Annotated in this window: 21 protein-coding genes, 1 pseudogene and 1 riboswitch; of the genes and pseudogenes, 14 read left to right on the plus strand and 8 right to left on the minus strand. The window is 41.5% G+C overall.

The window, feature by feature from the left end; all coding sequences use genetic code 11:
• The first annotated feature begins 1 nt into the window (after position 1).
• Together LCY76_RS02590 and LCY76_RS02595 are read left to right on the plus strand one after the other, a co-directional pair.
• Positions 2-589, plus strand: coding sequence for a DUF4937 domain-containing protein (locus LCY76_RS02590; RefSeq protein WP_248251332.1), 588 nt, complete (start codon positions 2-4; stop codon positions 587-589).
• 28 nt (positions 590-617) lie between these two features.
• Positions 618-683 (plus strand): annotated as a pseudogene (locus LCY76_RS02595) (VOC family protein); the annotation flags it as partial.
• Between the two features lie 86 nt (positions 684-769).
• Here the strand turns inward: LCY76_RS02595 and LCY76_RS02600 are convergent.
• Positions 770-1153: a VOC family protein gene (locus LCY76_RS02600; protein WP_248251333.1), complete on the minus strand. Its 384-nt coding sequence runs from the start codon at positions 1151-1153 to the stop codon at positions 770-772.
• Between the two features lie 440 nt (positions 1154-1593).
• On the opposite strand from LCY76_RS02600, the gene LCY76_RS02605 reads away from it, so the two are divergent.
• From LCY76_RS02605 to LCY76_RS02620, 4 genes are all read left to right on the plus strand, one after another.
• Positions 1594-2160, plus strand: a complete 567-nt coding sequence (locus LCY76_RS02605) for a class I SAM-dependent methyltransferase (RefSeq protein ID WP_272885547.1) — start codon at positions 1594-1596, stop codon at positions 2158-2160.
• A gap of 105 nt (positions 2161-2265) precedes the next feature.
• Entirely contained in the window at positions 2266-3009 is a 744-nt protein-coding gene (locus tag LCY76_RS02610) for an ABC transporter ATP-binding protein (RefSeq protein WP_248251334.1), read from the plus strand.
• Positions 2987-4039, plus strand: coding sequence for an ABC transporter permease (locus tag LCY76_RS02615; protein ID WP_248251335.1), 1053 nt, complete (start codon positions 2987-2989; stop codon positions 4037-4039). The genes LCY76_RS02610 and LCY76_RS02615 overlap by 23 nt, the downstream gene beginning before the upstream one ends.
• 29 nt (positions 4040-4068) lie before the next feature.
• Positions 4069-4734, plus strand: coding sequence for a TetR/AcrR family transcriptional regulator (locus LCY76_RS02620; protein WP_248251336.1), 666 nt, complete (start codon positions 4069-4071; stop codon positions 4732-4734).
• Position 4735: 1 nt separating this feature from the next.
• On the opposite strand, the gene LCY76_RS02625 is transcribed toward LCY76_RS02620, so the two are convergent.
• Complete coding sequence (locus LCY76_RS02625; RefSeq protein ID WP_248251337.1) at positions 4736-5230, minus strand: hypothetical protein; 495 nt, start codon at positions 5228-5230, stop codon at positions 4736-4738.
• 96 nt (positions 5231-5326) lie between these two features.
• Here LCY76_RS02625 and LCY76_RS02630 point away from each other — a divergent pair, with 96 nt between their 5' ends.
• A complete protein-coding gene (locus LCY76_RS02630) occupies positions 5327-5911 on the plus strand; it encodes a vWA domain-containing protein (protein ID WP_248251338.1) in 585 nt (194 codons plus the stop codon).
• A 50-nt stretch (positions 5912-5961) separates the two neighbouring features.
• On the opposite strand, the gene LCY76_RS02635 is transcribed toward LCY76_RS02630, so the two are convergent.
• Entirely contained in the window at positions 5962-6516 is a 555-nt protein-coding gene (locus tag LCY76_RS02635; RefSeq protein WP_248251339.1) for a helix-turn-helix domain-containing protein, read from the minus strand.
• Between the two features lie 111 nt (positions 6517-6627).
• Here LCY76_RS02635 and LCY76_RS02640 point away from each other — a divergent pair, with 111 nt between their 5' ends.
• Positions 6628-7215 (plus strand): LysE family transporter, encoded by a 588-nt coding sequence (locus LCY76_RS02640; RefSeq protein ID WP_248251340.1) that lies wholly within the window; start codon positions 6628-6630, stop codon positions 7213-7215.
• Between the two features lie 141 nt (positions 7216-7356).
• On the opposite strand, the gene LCY76_RS02645 is transcribed toward LCY76_RS02640, so the two are convergent.
• Positions 7357-8802: a DEAD/DEAH box helicase gene (locus LCY76_RS02645; protein ID WP_248251341.1), complete on the minus strand. Its 1446-nt coding sequence runs from the start codon at positions 8800-8802 to the stop codon at positions 7357-7359.
• Between the two features lie 270 nt (positions 8803-9072).
• A riboswitch (Lysine riboswitch) is annotated at positions 9073-9263 on the plus strand.
• A gap of 94 nt (positions 9264-9357) precedes the next feature.
• Here LCY76_RS02645 and LCY76_RS02650 point away from each other — a divergent pair.
• The 4 genes from LCY76_RS02650 (at position 9358) to LCY76_RS02665 (ending at position 13617) form a co-directional block, all read left to right on the plus strand.
• A complete protein-coding gene (locus LCY76_RS02650; RefSeq protein ID WP_248251342.1) occupies positions 9358-10821 on the plus strand; it encodes an amino acid permease in 1464 nt (487 codons plus the stop codon).
• 140 nt (positions 10822-10961) lie between these two features.
• A complete protein-coding gene (locus LCY76_RS02655; protein ID WP_248251343.1) occupies positions 10962-11522 on the plus strand; it encodes an MEDS domain-containing protein in 561 nt (186 codons plus the stop codon).
• A gap of 149 nt (positions 11523-11671) precedes the next feature.
• Positions 11672-12217: a sigma-70 family RNA polymerase sigma factor gene (locus LCY76_RS02660; protein WP_248251344.1), complete on the plus strand. Its 546-nt coding sequence runs from the start codon at positions 11672-11674 to the stop codon at positions 12215-12217.
• Entirely contained in the window at positions 12199-13617 is a 1419-nt protein-coding gene (locus LCY76_RS02665; protein ID WP_248251345.1) for a DUF4179 domain-containing protein, read from the plus strand. Before LCY76_RS02660 ends, LCY76_RS02665 begins: the two co-directional genes overlap by 19 nt.
• Before the next feature lie 152 nt (positions 13618-13769).
• On the opposite strand, the gene LCY76_RS02670 is transcribed toward LCY76_RS02665, so the two are convergent.
• A complete protein-coding gene (locus tag LCY76_RS02670; protein ID WP_248251346.1) occupies positions 13770-14297 on the minus strand; it encodes a hypothetical protein in 528 nt (175 codons plus the stop codon).
• Positions 14298-14526: 229 nt separating this feature from the next.
• Positions 14527-15495: a Gfo/Idh/MocA family protein gene (locus LCY76_RS02675; protein WP_248251347.1), complete on the minus strand. Its 969-nt coding sequence runs from the start codon at positions 15493-15495 to the stop codon at positions 14527-14529.
• A gap of 290 nt (positions 15496-15785) precedes the next feature.
• Between LCY76_RS02675 and LCY76_RS02680 the strand changes: the two genes are divergently transcribed.
• Positions 15786-17006 (plus strand): MDR family MFS transporter, encoded by a 1221-nt coding sequence (locus LCY76_RS02680; RefSeq protein WP_248251348.1) that lies wholly within the window; start codon positions 15786-15788, stop codon positions 17004-17006.
• A 64-nt stretch (positions 17007-17070) separates the two neighbouring features.
• Complete coding sequence (locus LCY76_RS02685; RefSeq protein ID WP_248251349.1) at positions 17071-17895, plus strand: helix-turn-helix domain-containing protein; 825 nt, start codon at positions 17071-17073, stop codon at positions 17893-17895.
• Positions 17896-17930: 35 nt separating this feature from the next.
• On the opposite strand, the gene LCY76_RS23765 is transcribed toward LCY76_RS02685, so the two are convergent.
• Positions 17931-18062, minus strand: coding sequence for a Z-ring associated ZapG family protein (locus LCY76_RS23765; RefSeq protein ID WP_272885548.1), 132 nt, complete (start codon positions 18060-18062; stop codon positions 17931-17933).
• A 27-nt stretch (positions 18063-18089) separates the two neighbouring features.
• Entirely contained in the window at positions 18090-18467 is a 378-nt protein-coding gene (locus LCY76_RS02690) for a DUF2500 domain-containing protein (protein ID WP_248251350.1), read from the minus strand.
• Positions 18468-18541 lie beyond the last annotated feature (74 nt).

The following is an 18541-nucleotide window of genomic DNA, read 5'->3' on the forward strand; positions in this document are numbered from 1 at the left end:
GATGCTTATTAAACGAATATCCTGCAAAGTAAAAGAAGGACATCAAGATTTATTTTATGACTGTCAAAAACAATGGGGACCGCTTAGTCAGGTGAAGGGGTTTATGGGGCAAGTGGGAGGGTGGAGCGACCATAAGCAATCGACTGCTTGTATCTATGCTTTCTGGGAAAGTCAACAGGATTATCAGTATTTTATGGATGAGATCCATAATCAGATTTTTGCAGCCTCAGGGCAAGGAAACACCTATACTTCGATAGAGATAGATTTTTTCCAAGAAGAGCTGAGAATCACCGGTTTGGAAAATCAATTTGCAGATGTTATAAGAAATGCCCAATATATTTATTCAGTTATACAGCAAGCTGAAAAACATAGCTGGAATGCAGGCTTGCAAAAAGCCAAGGGAATGCTGGGAGGCACATTTGCATCGTCCCAAAAAGATAGGGACACTTTCCTTGTATGGTCGGCCTGGCAGTCTGAGAAGCAGCAAAGAAGGACTCTGCCACAAGGTGGTGCGCTAGAATGGGCAGATGAAAAGTTTAGTGTCATAGAAGCTTGGCGAGTTTGTCCGAGCATTATTGATAGAGACTGAAGAATGATAAGCAGGAGGTCCAGGAACGCTGTACGAAAACCATGTCAAAACCAAAAATTTAGAAGAGGCTATGGAGTTTTATACGAGGTTAGGAGAAGGATGTTATGTACTTAAGTGAATGGGAGATACTTTCGTAAAAATAGATGAAGCAGGAACTGTTTGGGTCCCTGCTTTTCCTTGCTAGCAGTTACAGATCATTAAAACGTTGCCGTCTAAATCCTGAAAATTAAAATAGGCAAATTCTCCAATGCGTTCTACGTTCTTCACGATGGTGATGCTATTTTCTTTTATGAATTCATAGGCTTTATCAATATCCGGTACATAAAAATTAAACAGCACATGCGAAGAAGGTTTGAATACAAAGTCGGGATCAAACGTGTGGTCGTCCAATGTTAGTCCTGTTTCATTGGTTACAGGCAGGTTGTAAACAGGAGAGTCTACGTTTTCAGGATTGAAAGGTACGCCAAGCAAATGACTGTACCATTCTGCAGATTTCTTTAAGTCCTTAACATGGATAAACACATTATTCACCTTGCAAGCGATGGGCGACACGGTTGAGTTCATGATCTTACCACCTTTTGGTCATATTTTACAATTAGTCATTCAACAATAGTAAGGGAAATCCTTTTATAAACCGATGGAAAATAAACAAGGCTCTTTTCTAAAAGATTGTGGCTTTGGGGACATTTATGTATAGCAACTTCATTGATCAGTTGATTGGAGTGCAAGGTGCGAGATTCCTCGAAAATGAATTTCACATTTTCTTCGTGCGATATAACGCTGCCGAAGCCTTCCTTGTCCGGCGGGAGCAGCGGGACAGGTGAGACCCGCAGGTGCCTGCGCCGAGAAAGTAGGCGCTGGCGCCGGTAAGGCTCACCGCACGCCACGCGAAAGTAGGCGTTTACGCCGGTAAAAGCGAGCAGCCTGAAACGGAGATCAACCACTCCCAAGAGCAGCAAAGGTTACGAAAACAGCCATAAACAAAAAGGATTGAGGTGATTGAAATGCTGCAGCACGCAGAAAAGAAGATAGTTATTGGGGCAGGACCCTATAATAATAATCCTGGGTGGATTCATACACAGGAAGAAGAATTGAGTTTATTGGACAAGAGGCAGTGGGAAAATGCATTTGAAAAAAATTCAGTGGCCGCCATTCTAGCTGAACATGTGTGGGAACACCTTACGTATGAAGAGGGAGTAAAAGCTGCTGAAAACTGTTATGAATTTTTAAAGCCGTCTGGTTACATCCGCTGTGCTGTTCCAGACGGATACTTTCCCGATGAGGAGTATCAGCATAACGTACAAGTTGGCGGGCCTGGACCTAAAGACCATATCTGCGCAAGCCATAAGATTGTACATAACTATAAAACGTTATCGGCTATGTTTGAAGCAGCGGGCTATACGGTAAGGCTGCTTGAATATTTTGATGAGACTGGGAGCTTTCATTTGGAAGATTGGAACGGGGATGAAGGCATTATTTTCCGATCAAAAAAGTACGACCCAAGGAATCAAGGAGATAAAATAGTGTTTGCTTCATTAATAGTAGATGCCATCAAGCCTCCAGCAGACTGATTTCCAGGAAAACCTAAATGAGTAAGCACTCACCTTTTATTGACGAGAGGCATAAATATGATATTATAAAAATGAGTGAGTACTCACTTTATTAGGGGGCTGGTTATGAACTATAGTGTTGAAATTGAGAACGTTAGCAAAAGCTTCGGTAAAAAAGCGGTTTTAAAAGAAATCAGCTTAAATATTGAAGAAGGAAAAATTTATGGATTTATTGGCCCATCAGGTTCTGGAAAGACCACTCTGGTAAAATTGCTGGTTGGAATGGATGATCCTGACAATGGGATGGTACATGTGTTAAAGGAAAAGGTTCCAAACCTCGGACTGCTGCAGAACATTGGCTATATGGCGCAGTCTGATGCTTTGTACCTGAATTTAACGGGCAAAGAGAACTTGAAATTTTTTGCTTCACTTTACAAGATGCCGAAGTTAGAGGTGGCTGAGCGGATATCTTATGCCGCTGATCTCGTAAAGCTTACACCTGATTTAAATAAAAGAGTTTCGGCCTATTCGGGTGGTATGAAACGCAGATTATCTCTGGCTATTGCTTTAATCCAAAACCCTAAACTTCTTATTTTGGATGAGCCGACCGTGGGCATTGATCCGGAATTGCGTTTAACTATTTGGAATGAATTATTGCGGCTGAAAAACGAAGAAGGAAAGACGATCATCGTAACGACGCATGTCATGGACGAAGCGGAACGGTGTGATTTGATTGCAATGATCAGAGAAGGCCGCATATTGGCTAACGGCACACCAGATGAATTAAAAGAGTTGTATCAAGCAAAGAATTTTGATGAAGTCTTTTTAAATGCGGGGAGGAAAAGTCATGAGAACAGCCGCTCTAATTAAACGGATCTTTCAAGAGATGTTCCGAGATAAACGAACGTTAGCGCTGTTGTTTGTTGCTCCTTTGCTGATTTTATCCCTGATGTATTTATTATTTAACTCCGACACTATCAATCCGAAGCTGGGAGTGACTGGTGCGGATCATCAGCTTGTTGAGGCACTGGAAAAAGCCGACATTCATACGGTTCACTATAAGAGAATCACCAATACGAAGAATACGATAAAAAGTGAAAATCTTGATGCTATTTTACAGTATAAAGATTCTCACTGGAAATTAACCCTGCAAAATAACGACCCGACAGCCGCCAAAGCCTTGCAGATGAAGGTTCAACAAACCGTATCCCAATTTCAAACAGCACTTATGAATAAAGGGAACGCAGGCCTTCCAAAAGAAAATATTAAGACAGCATACATCTATGGAAATAGCGATACCGATTTTTTTGATGTCCTGAGTCCTACGCTGGTTGGTTTTTTTGTTTTCTTTTTCGTTTTCCTCATTTCGGGTATTGGTTTATTAAAGGAACGGACATCAGGTACTTTGGAACGATTAATGTCTACACCCATTCGCAGATGGGAAATTGTAATGGCCTATCTGGTTGGATTTGGAACGTTTGCCGTCATACAAACCGTAATTGTCGTCCTGTATGCCATCAATATTTTAGATATGGTTCTGGAAGGATCCATTTGGAGTGTTATTTTGATTAACTTATTATTGGCATTGGTAGCTTTGTCATTGGGAATCCTTTTATCCTCTTTTGCTGCATCCGAATTTCAAATGGTGCAATTTATCCCAATAGCAGTCGTTCCACAAATCTTTTTTTCAGGAATCATTCCCCTTAATGGCTTGGCAGACTGGCTGCAAGCCGTTGCTAAAGTGATGCCGCTTTATTATGCGGCAGATGCACTAAAAGGTATAATGTATAAAGGAATGGAATTAAGCGATATTAGTGGAGATCTTATTGCACTCGTGCTATTTGCTTCGTTCTTTACTGTACTGAATGTATTTGCATTAAAAAAGTATCGTAAATTATAAAGGTTAAAAGCTCGAAAGTAGGGATGAGAGTGTTTAAAGGCAGTCTCTTGGAGGCGATGGTTGCCCATGCATCTGATAACAAAAAACAAACGGATAAACAGCAGAAGATTTTGGAGTCGGCCATTAGAATCTTTGCAGAAAAAGGATATACAAACACCTCGACAAGTGAGATTGCCAAAGCAGCGGGTGTAGCTGAGGGGACCATTTTCCGTAAGTATGGAACAAAGGATAATTTATTGCTCTCGGTGATCGTTCCCTTTATAAAAGACTTATTTCCTGCTATGGCTGAGGGTGTTTTTAATGAAGTGATGTCAAAAGACATTCTTAGTTTTGAAGATTTCTTGCGGGCTTTCTTGAAAAACAGAATTGTCTTCTTTAAAGAGAATATGGAAATCTTTCAGATTGTTGTGAAAGAGATGCTCTATAACGTGGAATTACGAAAGGAATTACTGCCTTTTTTTAAGGAAAATGTCACTCCGCGTCTCATTAAAGTCATCAACATCTTTAAAGAACGAGGAGATTTAGCAGATATTCCAACAGGGTTGATTCAAAAAATGGTGTTTACTTTCGTTGGCGGATATTTTGTTTCTCACTTCGTCTTGCTGCCAGAAAACTCATTTGGGGATGAGGACGAAGAAATTGGAAATATGATCAGATTTGTGATGGATGGCGTACGGAACAGGAAAGAAACTTAAATTATAAAGGCTTTACCCCTAAATTGTCCAACGCCTCATTCACATCCTGAAGATTATAGATTTCCTTCTCCAAACAAAATTGAATGACCAGGTCTGATGTATCACTGTCAGACAAAGAGAAGCCGGCAGAGCTTAGAAGCTCACCGGCTTCTTCTATGTTTAATTGAAGAGCCAGGGCGAGTAAAATGACCGTATTTTTTCGGGGGCGGTAATCAGGATTGGAACGGATTTTTGAAAAATGGCGGCGGTCAATTCCTGCTTTTTTGTAGATTTCGGAATCACTGGCGCCTCTTTGATCGATATAGCTGAACAAGAGATGACGGAGGGAAGGTTTGCGTCTGGACTGGATAAACTCGTCAAGGTCCGCTGGCTGTCGATCTTCTTCAAGGATTTCGCTCTCTAGAGGTGCACAGGCATGTAAAATCTCTGCCGGAGAATGGTTCAGGCAGTAGTCTACATATTCTTTTAGTTCAATCAGAGTTTTTTCTGCGAGCATTGTGATGACCTCCCCAAAATGTCGCTTGCCAGGCGACCAAATGATGGCAGAATCCAGCTATTATTATAGCATGATGAATAGAAGGGGATGGGTCGCATGAATCACAATAAAACGGAGATTATCTTTCTGCTGGACCGGAGCGGATCAATGGCAGGGCTTGAAGAGGAAACGATCGGCGGGTTTAACAGGCTGATTGAAAAACAATACCGGCCGGAAGGAGAGACGGAAATTACGGCGATTCTCTTTGATGATCAGTATGAGGTCGTATGGACTGGCAAAAACGCCAGAGAGGTAAGGCTGTCAGACAAAGAGTATTTTGTAAGAGGCTGTACCGCACTGCTGGATGCCATAGGTAAAGCGATCGTGGATACCGGGCACAGGCTAGCAATGACAGACGAGAATGAAAGGCCAGGCAAGGTCATCTTCATTGTTACAACTGATGGGATGGAAAACGCGAGCACGGAATTTACCTATCCCAAAATAAAGGGGCTGATCAAGCACCAGCAGGAGAAATACAGCTGGGAGTTTATATTTATGGGAGCGAACATCGATGCCGTGGAGGAAGCGGACAGCCTTGGGATTTCAGTCGACAACGCCTATAACTTTGAGGCTTCATCACATGGGGTAGAGGAGATGTATGCTGTCATGTGTGAAGCGGTGGCGGAGAAAAGGGGGAAATGATTATCATATGGGCAAAGGAGCACCCAACGTTTTTTTTCGGCGGGTGCTTTTTAGTTCGGATAATAGATGGTCATGCTCAAGCGGGTCAAAGTGTCACCGGAGTTATGGTAGACGTGAGGCCTGTCGGCTCTGAACCGGATAGAGTCCCCATTTTTCACGGTGTATTCTATATTGTTCACACGTACGGTTAATTCCCCGTCAAAAACGGTTACAAATTCTTCGGTGCCTTCTCCATGAGCGTCAGAGCTTAGAAAGCCGCCTTTGTCGATCTCGACGGAATACATTTCAAATCGGCGGTCATCCTGAAATGGAAAGTAGGGATATACTCTGTATTTTCCGTTGTCCTCTGTTAAGGCTTGTACTTCGCTTCGCAAGACTACTTTCGTATCGGGCTGCGGATCATTGATCAGGGAAGTAAACGAGATCTTTAGTCCATTGGCGATTTTCCAGATCGTCGTAATGGTAGGGCTGGATTCGCCTCTCTCAATTTGTCCAATCATTGTTTTGCTTACACCGGTCAGTTCAGCCACTTTTTCAAGGCTTAATTTTTTGTATTCCCGAAAGGCTTTTAAATTTTTCGCAATGATAAGATGGATTTCCTCCATAAATAACCTCCAGACCTATTTACAATATAGCGACCATTCTGTACAATATATTGAAAATCGTTATAGTGTTCAATATAGACATTATAACATACACAACGGAGGGGGATCACAATGTCCATTTTGTCTTTTTTGTTGTACGTGTTTGTTACAAGCTTCACTCCAGGACCGAATAACATTATGGCGATGCTGTTTGCCAATCAATACGGTTTGAAGCGAACCCTCAGATTCTGTGTTGGAGTTGGAGCTGGATTCTTTATCATCATCATGCTGAGCAGCTACTTTAATCTTTGGCTGAAGAACTTCATACCAAAGATCGAGTTTGCGATGACGATCCTCGGTGCGGTATATATGCTGTATCTGGCTTATAAGGTGTTAACCAGCAAAAGCAAGACTAAAAACAGCGAACGAGAAGACAAGAATAACAGTTTTAAAGCAGGCATGCTGCTTCAGTTCGTTAATCCAAAAGGCCTCTTATACGGCTTGACTGTCATTTCCACGTTTGTGATTCCCTTTTACCATTCCAATGCCAGCCTGCTGCTGATTTCATTATTTCTAGCGTTTATCGGCTTCCTGGCTACGTTTAGCTGGAGTCTGTTCGGTTCCATGTTTCAAGTCTTTTTATCAAAATACAGAAGAGCATTCAATGTGGTGATGGCCCTTTTGTTAGTGTATAGTGCGGTTTCGGTGGTTGTGGAATAAGATATCAATGATTAAAACGATCGTTTAAAGAGGCTGGTCATTAGGTCAGGTCTCTGTCTTCATATAATCTGGATCGATAGAAAAAAAGAGCACTGGCTGAGAAAAATGCAGCCGTGCTCTTTTGCTTACCAGAAGGATTATTTACTTTTTCGCCTTGCTGACTTTCAGTTTCTTGCCTTTAACTGTGGTATTTTCCATGGCCTGCAGGACAAGTGAGCCTTTTCCGTTAAGAATATCAACATAGGACCAATTCTCCTGGATGGTGATAATGCCGATATCATCTGCTGAGACTCCAGGGATTTTTGCGATGGTTCCAACGAAATCGACCACTCGGATCTTCTTGTTTTTTCCGCCGCTGAAGTGGAGTTTCGTAATATCCTGGTTGATTCGGGCCGTTTTATTATTTCTCATGACTCGGCGCCCGCTGAGCTTTTCTTCAAAAGCTCGTTGCATTTTAGCCACTTCTTGTTTTGTCGGTGCTTCTTCTTCATCGATCTCAAAGCCGATGTATCTTTCGATGGCTCTAAGATATTTTCCTTCATAAGGCAATGCAAACGTAATGGCTCTTCCTTTTTTGCCGGCCCGGCCAGTTCTTCCTGTACGGTGGACATAGCTCTCTTTTTCCATGGGAACGTCATAGTTGATAACAAGGGTTACATTATCAATATCAATTCCTCTCGCAGCTACATCCGTGGCGACAAGGTAACGGAAATTCCCGATCTTGAACCCGTCCATCACCGCAAATCGATCTTCTTGTTCCAATCCTCCATGAAGCTTTTCAACAGAATACTGAGAGGCTTCGAGCTCTGCAAACACGGAATCGACGTGCTCTTTCGTATTGCAGAAAATGATGCAGCTGTCCGGGTTTTCAACGACCGTCACGTCTTTCAGAAGAGCAAGCTTTGCCTCTTCCTGAACGTTGATTAAAGAATGCTCGATCGTATCTGTCGTCATCCCGGCAGAAGCTATTTCGATTTTTGCTGGATCCTTCATATATTGATGGCAGAGATTTTCGATATCTTTTGGCAATGTTGCAGAAAAGACCATGGTCACTCTGTTTGAAGGAAGTTGTTTAATAATCTTTTTGACTTCATCAATAAAGCCCATGTTCAGCATTTCATCTGCTTCATCAATGATCAGGTACTTGATTTGGTCCAAGACCAGGGTTTCACGCTCGATATGGTCCATGACGCGTCCCGGTGTACCGACGACGACATGCGTTTTTTGTTTCAATTCTTCTTTTTGTTTCGCAAAAGGCTCTTTACCATATACAGCAACAGCTTTAATCCGCTTGAACCTTCCAATGTTGGTCAGGTCTTCACGAACTTGAACAGCGAGCTCACGCGTGGGAGTAAGGATCATTGCTTGTGGCCGTTTTTCTTCCCATTCCAGCATTTCGCATACCGGAATACCAAAGGCTGCTGTTTTTCCGCTGCCTGTTTGGGATTTTACGACGAGATCTTGTTTTTCCAGAGCTAATGGTATGACTTCAGTCTGAACCTCAGTCGGAGTTTCATATTTCAACACTGTAAGTGCTCGTTTTATTTCATCGCTTATACGATAATCGTTAAAACTTCTATTATTCATGTAGGAACCTCGATTTTTTATATTATCCAGAATCAGCATAACCTGAATAGTGTTCATTATACTTGAAATGATGGACAATCGGGTTTAATTTTAAACGATTGTTTAAATGAACCCTTCCGTACGATCGCAGGTGATAGGTAAACAATGATATAATGAGGGAATTAATTCAAAAGTAAAAAACTGGCAACAAAAAACAGTTGAAGGAACGATAGCGCTGTTTTATAATAACTCTTAGCGTTAACTAACTTGATATTAAAATCCTCATCAATCCGATGAGGTAGAGGTCGCGGCTTTTATTAGTAGGACGTACGAGATGAAGAGGACATCATAGACTCCGTGTGAAAGGAAAAGCTGCCGAAATTTGTGCTTAACTCTGGAAGTATGAATTGGGGCTGTATTCGAACAGGAACAGCACTGTCACACCCACGAATAACCGGTGGGTGGGATGCGCTATCTTACGGAAGGCATGATGCGGATTAATACTAATCGTCGCCCAATGCTTGGCGGCTTTTTTTATTTCCCACTCCTTCCTAAAACGAAAAGGAGTTTTTTTTTATGCGAAACACATCACAGAATCCATCACAGCCGCCGTCGCCAAACGCGGACAATGAATTAAAGCGGGGACTGAAATCCCGCCATTTAACGATGATCTCCCTTGGGGGAACAATCGGAACAGGATTATTTTTAGCAAGCGGAGGATCCATTCATACTGCAGGGCCAGGCGGCGTTCTGTTTTCATATGCAGCGATTGGAATCATGGTGTTCTTCTTAATGACAAGCCTCGCAGAAATGGCGTCTTACATGCCGGTTGCCGGTTCATTCAGCACGTATGCTTCAAAATTTGTGGATCCATCACTAGGATTCGCGCTCGGCTGGAACTATTGGTACAACTGGGCAATCACCATTGCAGCTGAACTTGCAGCCGTAACATTAATCATGAAATTTTGGTTTCCGGATACCCCTTCATTTATCTGGAGTGCACTGTTTCTAGGCATTATGTTCTTATTAAATTATTTATCGGTAAAAGGGTTTGGTGAAGCAGAATATTGGTTCTCGCTGATCAAAGTCATTACCGTCATTATCTTCTTGATCTTAGGAACACTTATGATCTTCGGCATTTTAGGCGGAGATCCGATCGGATTTAAGAACTTTACGATCGCTGACGCACCGTTCCACGGCGGATTCTTTACGACGCTTGGCGTATTCATGGCTGCAGGTTTCTCATTCCAGGGAACAGAACTGTTAGGGGTTGCGGCAGGAGAAACGGAGGATCCGAAAAAGAACATCCCGAAAGCAATCAAAAGCGTGTTCTGGCGTATCCTTTTGTTCTATGTTCTGGCAATCTTGGTCATTTCTTTAATTATTCCCTACACAGACAGCCGATTGGCAAGCAGCGATATTACTGTAAGTCCATTCACACTTGTCTTTGATAAAGCAGGAATTGCGTTTGCGGCTTCCGTTATGAACGCGATCATCTTAACAGCAGTATTGTCTGCCGGTAACTCCGGTATGTATGCATCGACCCGTATGCTTTGGGATATGGCACGAGACGGAAAGGCACCTAAGTTTCTGGCGAAGCTGGATTCCCGCGGTGTACCGGTTCCAGCCCTAATTGTAACAGCCGCTGTTGGAGCTGTAGCTTTCTTTGCTTCACTGTTCGGTGACGGCGTCATCTACACATGGCTGCTGAATGCCTCCGGGATGTCCGGCTTTATCGCCTGGCTCGGAATTGCGATCAGCCATTACCGATTCAGAAGAGCGTATGTGGCACAGGGGCGGAATTTAAAAGAACTGCCTTACTTGGCAAAATGGTTCCCAATCGGTCCGATCTTTGCTTTCGCTCTCTGTTTTGTCGTTATCCTCGGCCAAAACTATTCTGCCTTTACAGGCGGAAACATCGATTGGAAAGGAGCCCTTGTTTCTTACATTGGGATTCCAATCTTCCTGGCCGTTTGGTTAGGCTATAAATTCAAACACAAAACAAAAGTCGTACCGCTTAAAGAGTGTGATTTTGAATAAGAAATAAGAGAAGCAGGAGCCTTTCGGGGTTCCTGTTTTTTCATAATGGATTAGAAGTGAAAAGTTTAGGGAAAAAGGTATCGACTTCTGAATGTAGAACATATAAACTAACACTTACGTCAAGTGAAAGGAAATAGGAAATGAACAAAAGTGTAATGCAGTTATTCAATAACTCCGAAAGGTTACAAGGAATCCATGTGTTTTACTATTCATTTGAACTAGAGAGCTATATTGAGAATGCCGTATCCTACATTGTTAATGGTGTTGAGCAAGGCGATTACATACTGTTCTTGGAGAATGAACGAATCTATCCTTTGATTATTAAAGAGTTGGAAGAGAAATTAACAACAGATCAACTCAAAAAAGTTCGTTTTATGAATAACTTTGATTTTTATTTTTGGAATAACAATTTTTACCCGCAAACGATTTTGTCTAACTTCTCCGATATCGTAACTCCCTGGATCGAGGAAAATAGGTCCATTAGAACATGGGGCCATGTGGAATGGGGAGACAGGAAAGACTTTGAAAAAACACTTGAGGAGTTCGAAGTGGAAGTCGATCAAATGATAAAGAACGTAAAAGTCATCACGGTATGTGCCTATGATGCCGGCCGTGTGTCTGATGACCTCAAAGTGAAATTAATGGAGCATCATGATTTTATAATGACCGATAATGAAGTCCTTCCAATAAACAGATCTTGAAATAGCGATTTACCTGAGGATTCGTTCCTATCCAGAAAAGGCACCTGAATGAGGTGCTTTTTGTTTTGTCTTATAAGCCAATAAATAATTTGATCCATTGAAACTTTTTTCCACCTTTCCTCCACTAATCTATTGAAAGGAGTTGTGAAATGGAAGAGCAACAATACAAATTAATTAAAAAAGCCATAAAAGGCAACAAAAATGCTTTTGAACAATTAGTAACACAGCACTATAAACAAATCTACCGGACGGCTTTCCTTTATGTTCACAATCAAGAAGATGCATTAGACGTTGTTCAAGAAGCCACATATCAAGCTTTAATTTCGATTCACACATTAAAGAACGCAGAGTATTTCATGACATGGTTTACAAGGATTGTGATCCGCTGCTCAGCACAATTGCTCACAAAAAGGAAAAATATCATCCCGTTAACAGAAGAGGTTTTATCTAGTATTCAATCCAGCAAAGAGCCTAAAAGTGAAGATGCATGGGAGTTATTGGATGCCATTGGACAATTGAAAGAGAACTACCGGACAACTATCATCCTTTTTTATTACTATGATTACTCCATTAAAACCATTAGTGAAATGATGGAGATACCAGAAGGGACAGTGAAGACATACCTAAACCGTGGGAAAGAAACATTGAAAAAAAACTTCGGAAAAGAGGAAGAGCAGTGGATCATAAGAAAATAAAATATGTTATTGACCAAATAGAAGTCCCTGAGGCTGAAGTTCTTCATGCAATCGACAGAGGCATCAAACAAAGCAAGCAATCAGAATGGGGCCGTTCTTCTCAAAAAAAGAAAATAATGATTAGCTGTATAATGGCAGCCTCTGTCTTCGGATTAACCTTATCCTCTGGATTTATCAATTCAAACATGAATAAAGTCCTTGCTGATGCTCCTGTGATTGGCGGGATATACGAGAGGTTTGGAGATAAGATGGGATTGAATTTGGAAAAACAGCATTTGGTGACTGAATTGGACCAAACAATAACCAAGAATGGTGTTTCCGTTAATCTGAATAATGCCTACTTTGACGGTGAGGTCGTTTCTGTTACAGGGCATGTAAGTGGTGACTTGGATAAGGGGACAAACGAAAAGGGCGAAGTCAGTTTCAATGTGAATTTTGAGGACAATAAAGGGGATTCTGATCCTTGGTTAAATGGTAAATCAACGGATATTAACAACACAGGTAATGGATATGATTTTCAATGGAAGCTGGCATATCCTTATCAAACGATGAAAAAAGATTTAAACTTGCCAATATCGATCCATTATATTAATGGAATTAAGGGAGACTGGAATTTTAATATCCCAATTACGCAGAAGAAAAATAAAACGTTAACCATTAATCATTTAAAATCCTATCAAAATGAAGATATCCAAATAAAGATTGATAAGATCAATTGGGCCAAAGCATCTTCAACAATGTTATTTGAAACCGTTTCTAATTATAAAGACGACCATATTGACATTAATAAAGCGAAAGACGAAAAAGGGAATGTATTATTTCATTACGCAAATAACACGAGGCTTTCTCAATCCAAGGAAGAGGATGGCTATCATACCGCTTTAAGAAAATCTCTGAATAAAATAGATAAGAATGTAAAATCTATTGCCTTCTATCCATTTGTGTCAATCTCTGATCCGCCAGTTCAAAAAGTACTTACTTCTTCAACATTTGTTTTACAAAGTAAGCGCACGAAAATGGCGATTAAAGTAAATAATGTTAGCTGCAAGAACAACAAATTAATTCTTGATTATCAATTCCTGGGGTTGCCAGACCACATGAGCAAAAACCGCTTTGATATCTTGACTCACAATTTATCCTATGAATTTTTATTGGTGGATAAACAATATGCAGGAAAGATTAATCCGGAAAACCCGGTGCCGCCTAAAAACCACAGTATCTCAAGAAACCATGTAAAAGTTCTTGATAAAAAAGCGTATCAATTTCAATCTGTTTTTCAATTGGATGGAGAAGATCAGATCGAAAACTTCTCATTACAAGATACTGTCCTGCAGTTTGATTTCTCAAGTTTTATTGAAACTAGGGAGTTGGCTCCGTTCACGGTTCATTTATCTAAGTGAAATCACAACTGAAGGTGAATGAGAAATAGAGAACGCAGGAGCATACAGGGGTTCCGAGTGTAATATGTAGCGAATCAAAGAGGCCAAGCTCAAAATTGAGCAGGGTCTCTTTTGTGTTAGAAGTATTTACCAATTGGGAGTTGTTTTACTAGTTAGTAAAACAACTTTCTAAGCACATTCGGAAAATGGTAAACAGGGTTATGCATGTACCCTCGTGTTTTTACATTTCTTTTGCGCTCTGATTTGAAAAGATTTTTGTTCCCGTGGTAAAGAGAGATATACCAGATCTTCACCATCTTGTAGAACTCGCGATACTCACGGTTAGCCAATGAGAGATCTGGCGGAAATCCGATATCATAGAGTCGCTCCATAAAGAAGGTTTCGGCAATCTTATCGGTTTCCTCGGAGATCTTCCCGCGCTTCACATCAAAACCTTTATGCTGCAACTGACGCTCGAATCCATTCAGTGTATTTCCTCTGCAGAGCAGCACGGCTTCATCTTTTGGAACATTTAACTGGGTGAGAAGAGACATAATGTACTCTTCTTTAGAGGTTTTTAATGATGTTTCAGAGGGGAGCGGGACATAGACAGCCGCTTGTTCTCCCGTTTCTACTCTTCTGGCTGCGAACACTTCTCCTAATATGGGGCATCCATTTCCTGCATCATCTACTTCAATCATTTAAAAGACTCTCCTGTGTATATTCTAATAGAACATTAACTCTCAGCTTCAGATGAAAGCCGTCTTTTTATTTGGCTCTTTTCTGAAAGATTGTTGCTTTGGGTTCACTTTCATTCTTAAAATTTCCTTTCGCATTGAAAATGTTACATCTTCCATTATACAGCAACCACTTAAATGAACAAAAAAGCAGAAGTCTTTTTTACTGACTCCTGCTTACTATCGGTTTGCTTTATTTTGTTTGTAATTGAGAAGAAAGAAGCTGTTCAAGAACTTTTTGTACTTCCAATCCTTCAGAGAAGGTAATCAAGTCAGCTTCTTCTCCTTGGAACTTTTTCACGAACTGGTCAATCAAGCCTGCTCCACGGTTATTGTCTTCCAAGTCAATTTTCTTCAAGTCTTCATTGTCAGCCCCATAGTAGAGTTCACTCCAATTCACAAGAGAAAGAGTGCCTCTTGAGCCATAAAGAGTAAATTCAATGTGCTCTTCCATGGCAATGTCACTGACAGCATCAATGGATACAACGGTTCCATCCTTTAGGGTCAATACCGCTGCTAAACTTTGTTCAGAAGAAACGCCATCGGAGGGATAGTCAATCGTTGAAAATTTTACTTCCAGCTCGCCGAACAGGTGCTGGGTCAATTGCAGGAAATGCGGAAGGACTTCTTTTGTGAAGCCGCCCTGTTCCCGTAAGGCAATCCATTCTACGTTTTGCCATGCACGGGGCCACTGATGAAAGTAGGCAGATATTTTAATTCTTTTGATTTCTCCCAGGGAGCCGTTTACCACTTTTTCTTTCATGACTTGAAAAACATGCCGGTAAGGAGTAGGGAAGTTGATCGCATGAATGATGCCGCTCTGATCAGCCTTTCCTGCCATTTCCTCAGCTTCCTGCAGGGAGTTTGCCAGCGGTTTCTCACACAGGATGTGTTTTCCCTTTTTTACAGCATCCATCACGATAGGATGATGAAACTTGGGAGGAACGGCTATGTAAACGAGATCGATGAAATCATGATTGATGATTTCTTGATGATCTGTTGTCCAAGGAACCTGGTGGAATTCGTTTGAAACTTTCTGAGCCGCCTCGGGATTAATATCGCAAATGCCGACTATTTCGGTTTGAGGATGAAGGTCGAACTGCTGCAGAAGTCTTCTTCCCATCACTCCAATACCAATGACACCAACCTTTAGTTTTTTCATGAGTTATCTCCTTTTTAATCATCGGCTTTTTTCTAAAAGATTGTTGCTTTGGGGACATTTATGTATAACGCCCCGCGGAAAGCGAGCAGCCTGAAACGGATATCAATCACTCCCAAGAGCAGCAAAGGTTACGAAAACAGCCTAATCATCATATTTTTATTTTATCGCTGTTTGAACGATCCGGCACTGCAATTATTGCGAAGAAAACGATCGCAATTTTTGATGTGAGATTTCTGCAGCTATGAATAAGGATAGAAGGAGATTGATTTCTTTGAAAAGAGGCGTTATTCATGTGGAAATTCCATCCGCTCGCACGAGGGATCATTTTTGGAACATTTTTGGCACGTGCTGGCTTTTTTATGAGTCTTCCATTTTTGGGCATCTATTTACACGAAGCTAAAGGCATTGACCCGGCAACTACAGGAGCGATTCTGGGAGTAAGTTTCTTTGTCAGCACCTTTGCGGGATTTATAGGTGGAACCCTGTCGGACAGGGTAGGGAGATTTCCGTTGTTGTTTTTCTCTATGGTCCTCTGGGGAACGGTTTTTATTGGGTTTGCATTGGCTGAAAGTGTGTGGTTCTTTTTCGTATTGAATGCGCTAAACGGTTTGTGCAGGGCGGTGTTTGAGCCGATTGCCCGTGCTTTTTTAACCGATGTGACATCAAAGGAGGAGAGAGTGGCCGTTTTTAATGCCCGTTATTTTGCCATCAATGCCGGAGGCGCGATAGGTCCGCTCATCGGCCTGGGGCTGGGTGCTTCAAAAAGCTCTTTGCCATTTTTCATAAGTGCACTCATTTATTTTGTATACGGCCTGATCATTTTAAAGTGGACGTTCCATTATAAAAAGATATCCAAAGATAGAACGTCCTTGCCGGATGTTTCGTTTAGACACAGCTTAAAAGCTGTCGCTAAAGACAAAGTATTTACCTGTTTTTTGCTTGGTAATATTTTTGTGACGGGAGGCTATTCGCACCTCGATACGACGCTTGCTCAATATTTCGGTCATCAACATCTCAAGGTTTATTCGCTTTTATTTGTAGCGAATACGGTGTATATTTTGCTTTTTCAATATCCGATCGTACGGATGATGAAGCGGTTTGCGGCGCTCACTTCCTTAAAAGCGGGATGTCTTCTCTTCGGGTTGGGCCTGTTCGGGTTTGGGGTGTCTCATACTTTGCCTTTATTGATGCTGTCAATGTTCTTGTTTACGGCAGGAGAAATTCTATGTTTTATTATCGGTGATGTGTTAATCAGTGATATCGCACCGGATCATTTGCGCGGAGCGTATTTTGGAGCATCGGGTCTGCAGTTTCTCGGACAGGGTGCAAGCGCATGGGCAGGAGGGGTGCTGCTCAATGTATTGGGGTCGAGCCATGGCATCATGATCTTTGGAATACTGGCTGGATTAACGGTGGCTGCCTTTCCGTTTTTTGAATATGGAGAGAAGCTGTCCCGACGCAATAAGAAATTAAACAGCAACACGTGGAGTTTGGAGACAATGAAAAGCTGAAGACCGAGGAAGGTAGGAAGGTGTATACTAGAAGAAAAAGGCAATTGGGATAAGGAGACGGAACATGAGAGTCCTGAACTTAAAGCTGGCCAACAGCAAATTAATGATGACTCATTTGCCCCCTTTTTCTTCAGACCCTGTAAAGCACGATCATGGCGGAGATTATCAGATTACGATTCCGATTTCGGGAAGCCCTTTTATTGAAATTGAAAAGCAAACACGTTCAATGAATAAAGCGTTGAGAGTGATTACTTCACCAGGAGAAGCTCATTTTCATTATACAGGTGAAAGCGAAAGCAGACTGTTGCTGATTAATCTGCAAAAAGAATTCGTCGATCACGTGGCATCGGCCCGTCTTCAAGTATGCCATATCGATACGGCATTTCGAACATATGGGGAAAACTCATCTGAAAAGCTTGTGAAGATCGCGAACGACATCATCCAGACCAATCTGTTAAATGAAGTCGCTTCTGGCAAGTTGGAAGAATTGGAGTGGGCGCTGGCAGATACCTTGCTTGCCATCCAGGAAGGTTCGCATAGCGAAAAGTGGCGAAAAGAAATTACGCTGAATGATCATCCGTTGATAAAAAACGTCCTCTCCTTTATCCATGAGCACTATGCCAGTGAACTGTCATTGGAGGAATTGGCCAAAGCATCCAGGCTGAGCAAGTATCATTTTATACGAACGTTTAAAGAGGCTGCAGGCTGCACCCCCGGCCAGTATGTTACAAAAGTCAGGCTGGAAAGGGCTATAGATCTTTTGCGTACAACTGGGCTGGATATTACAACGATTGGATTTGCCGTGGGGTTCGGCAGCTTAACGACATTTGAACGATCGTTTAAAAAGGGATATGGCTGTTCTGTATCGCACTATCGAAAGTCGCTTTAATACAAGAGAAAAAAGCCTGGAGGAATCCAAGCTCTTTATTGCTTTTTGATTAGTTTTTCTAATTCAGCGACTTTTTGTTCCAGCTGCTTTATTTTTTTAGTTGCATTCATTGCCGTCACAAATCCCATTAGTCCGAAGACAAATCCTATAAGTGCGTAGGTTTGCACCGTAAATCCTCCCAATACGAATAAATGTTAATGAATTTCGGCTTGAACATCCCGGCTGAAACCTAGATATCTCGTACCCTGAAAGCTCAGTTCGCCTGTATCGCCTTCAACCAGCATACCAAATTCGTTACCTTTAACCTCAAGTTCCATCCGGTCTCCGCTTTCAACCTGGAACGTTACATAGTAATCGTTATGAGCAGAGGTTTCCCCACCGCCGCGTATAGAGGTTCGTTTAGTAACGACTTTAGCCTTTACCGATAATTTGGGTGAATTGTTGTTTTTATTCCATTGTGAAAGGCTGCTGACTATGCCTATTATAATAACAGAAATAATAATAACAAAAATAATTCCAATAAAAATGGGACCGAACTGAAACATAAAATCCCCTGCTGGATCGTCGAACATCTTACATCCCCCTGATGTATTTTTTCCCTTATTTTAACATTTAGGAGTTTGTATTTGAAATACTTCTTTAAAAT

Origin of the sequence: Fictibacillus marinisediminis (genome assembly GCF_023149135.1) — a bacterium.
Classification (GTDB): Bacteria; Bacillota; Bacilli; order Bacillales; family Fictibacillaceae; genus Fictibacillus_C; species Fictibacillus_C marinisediminis.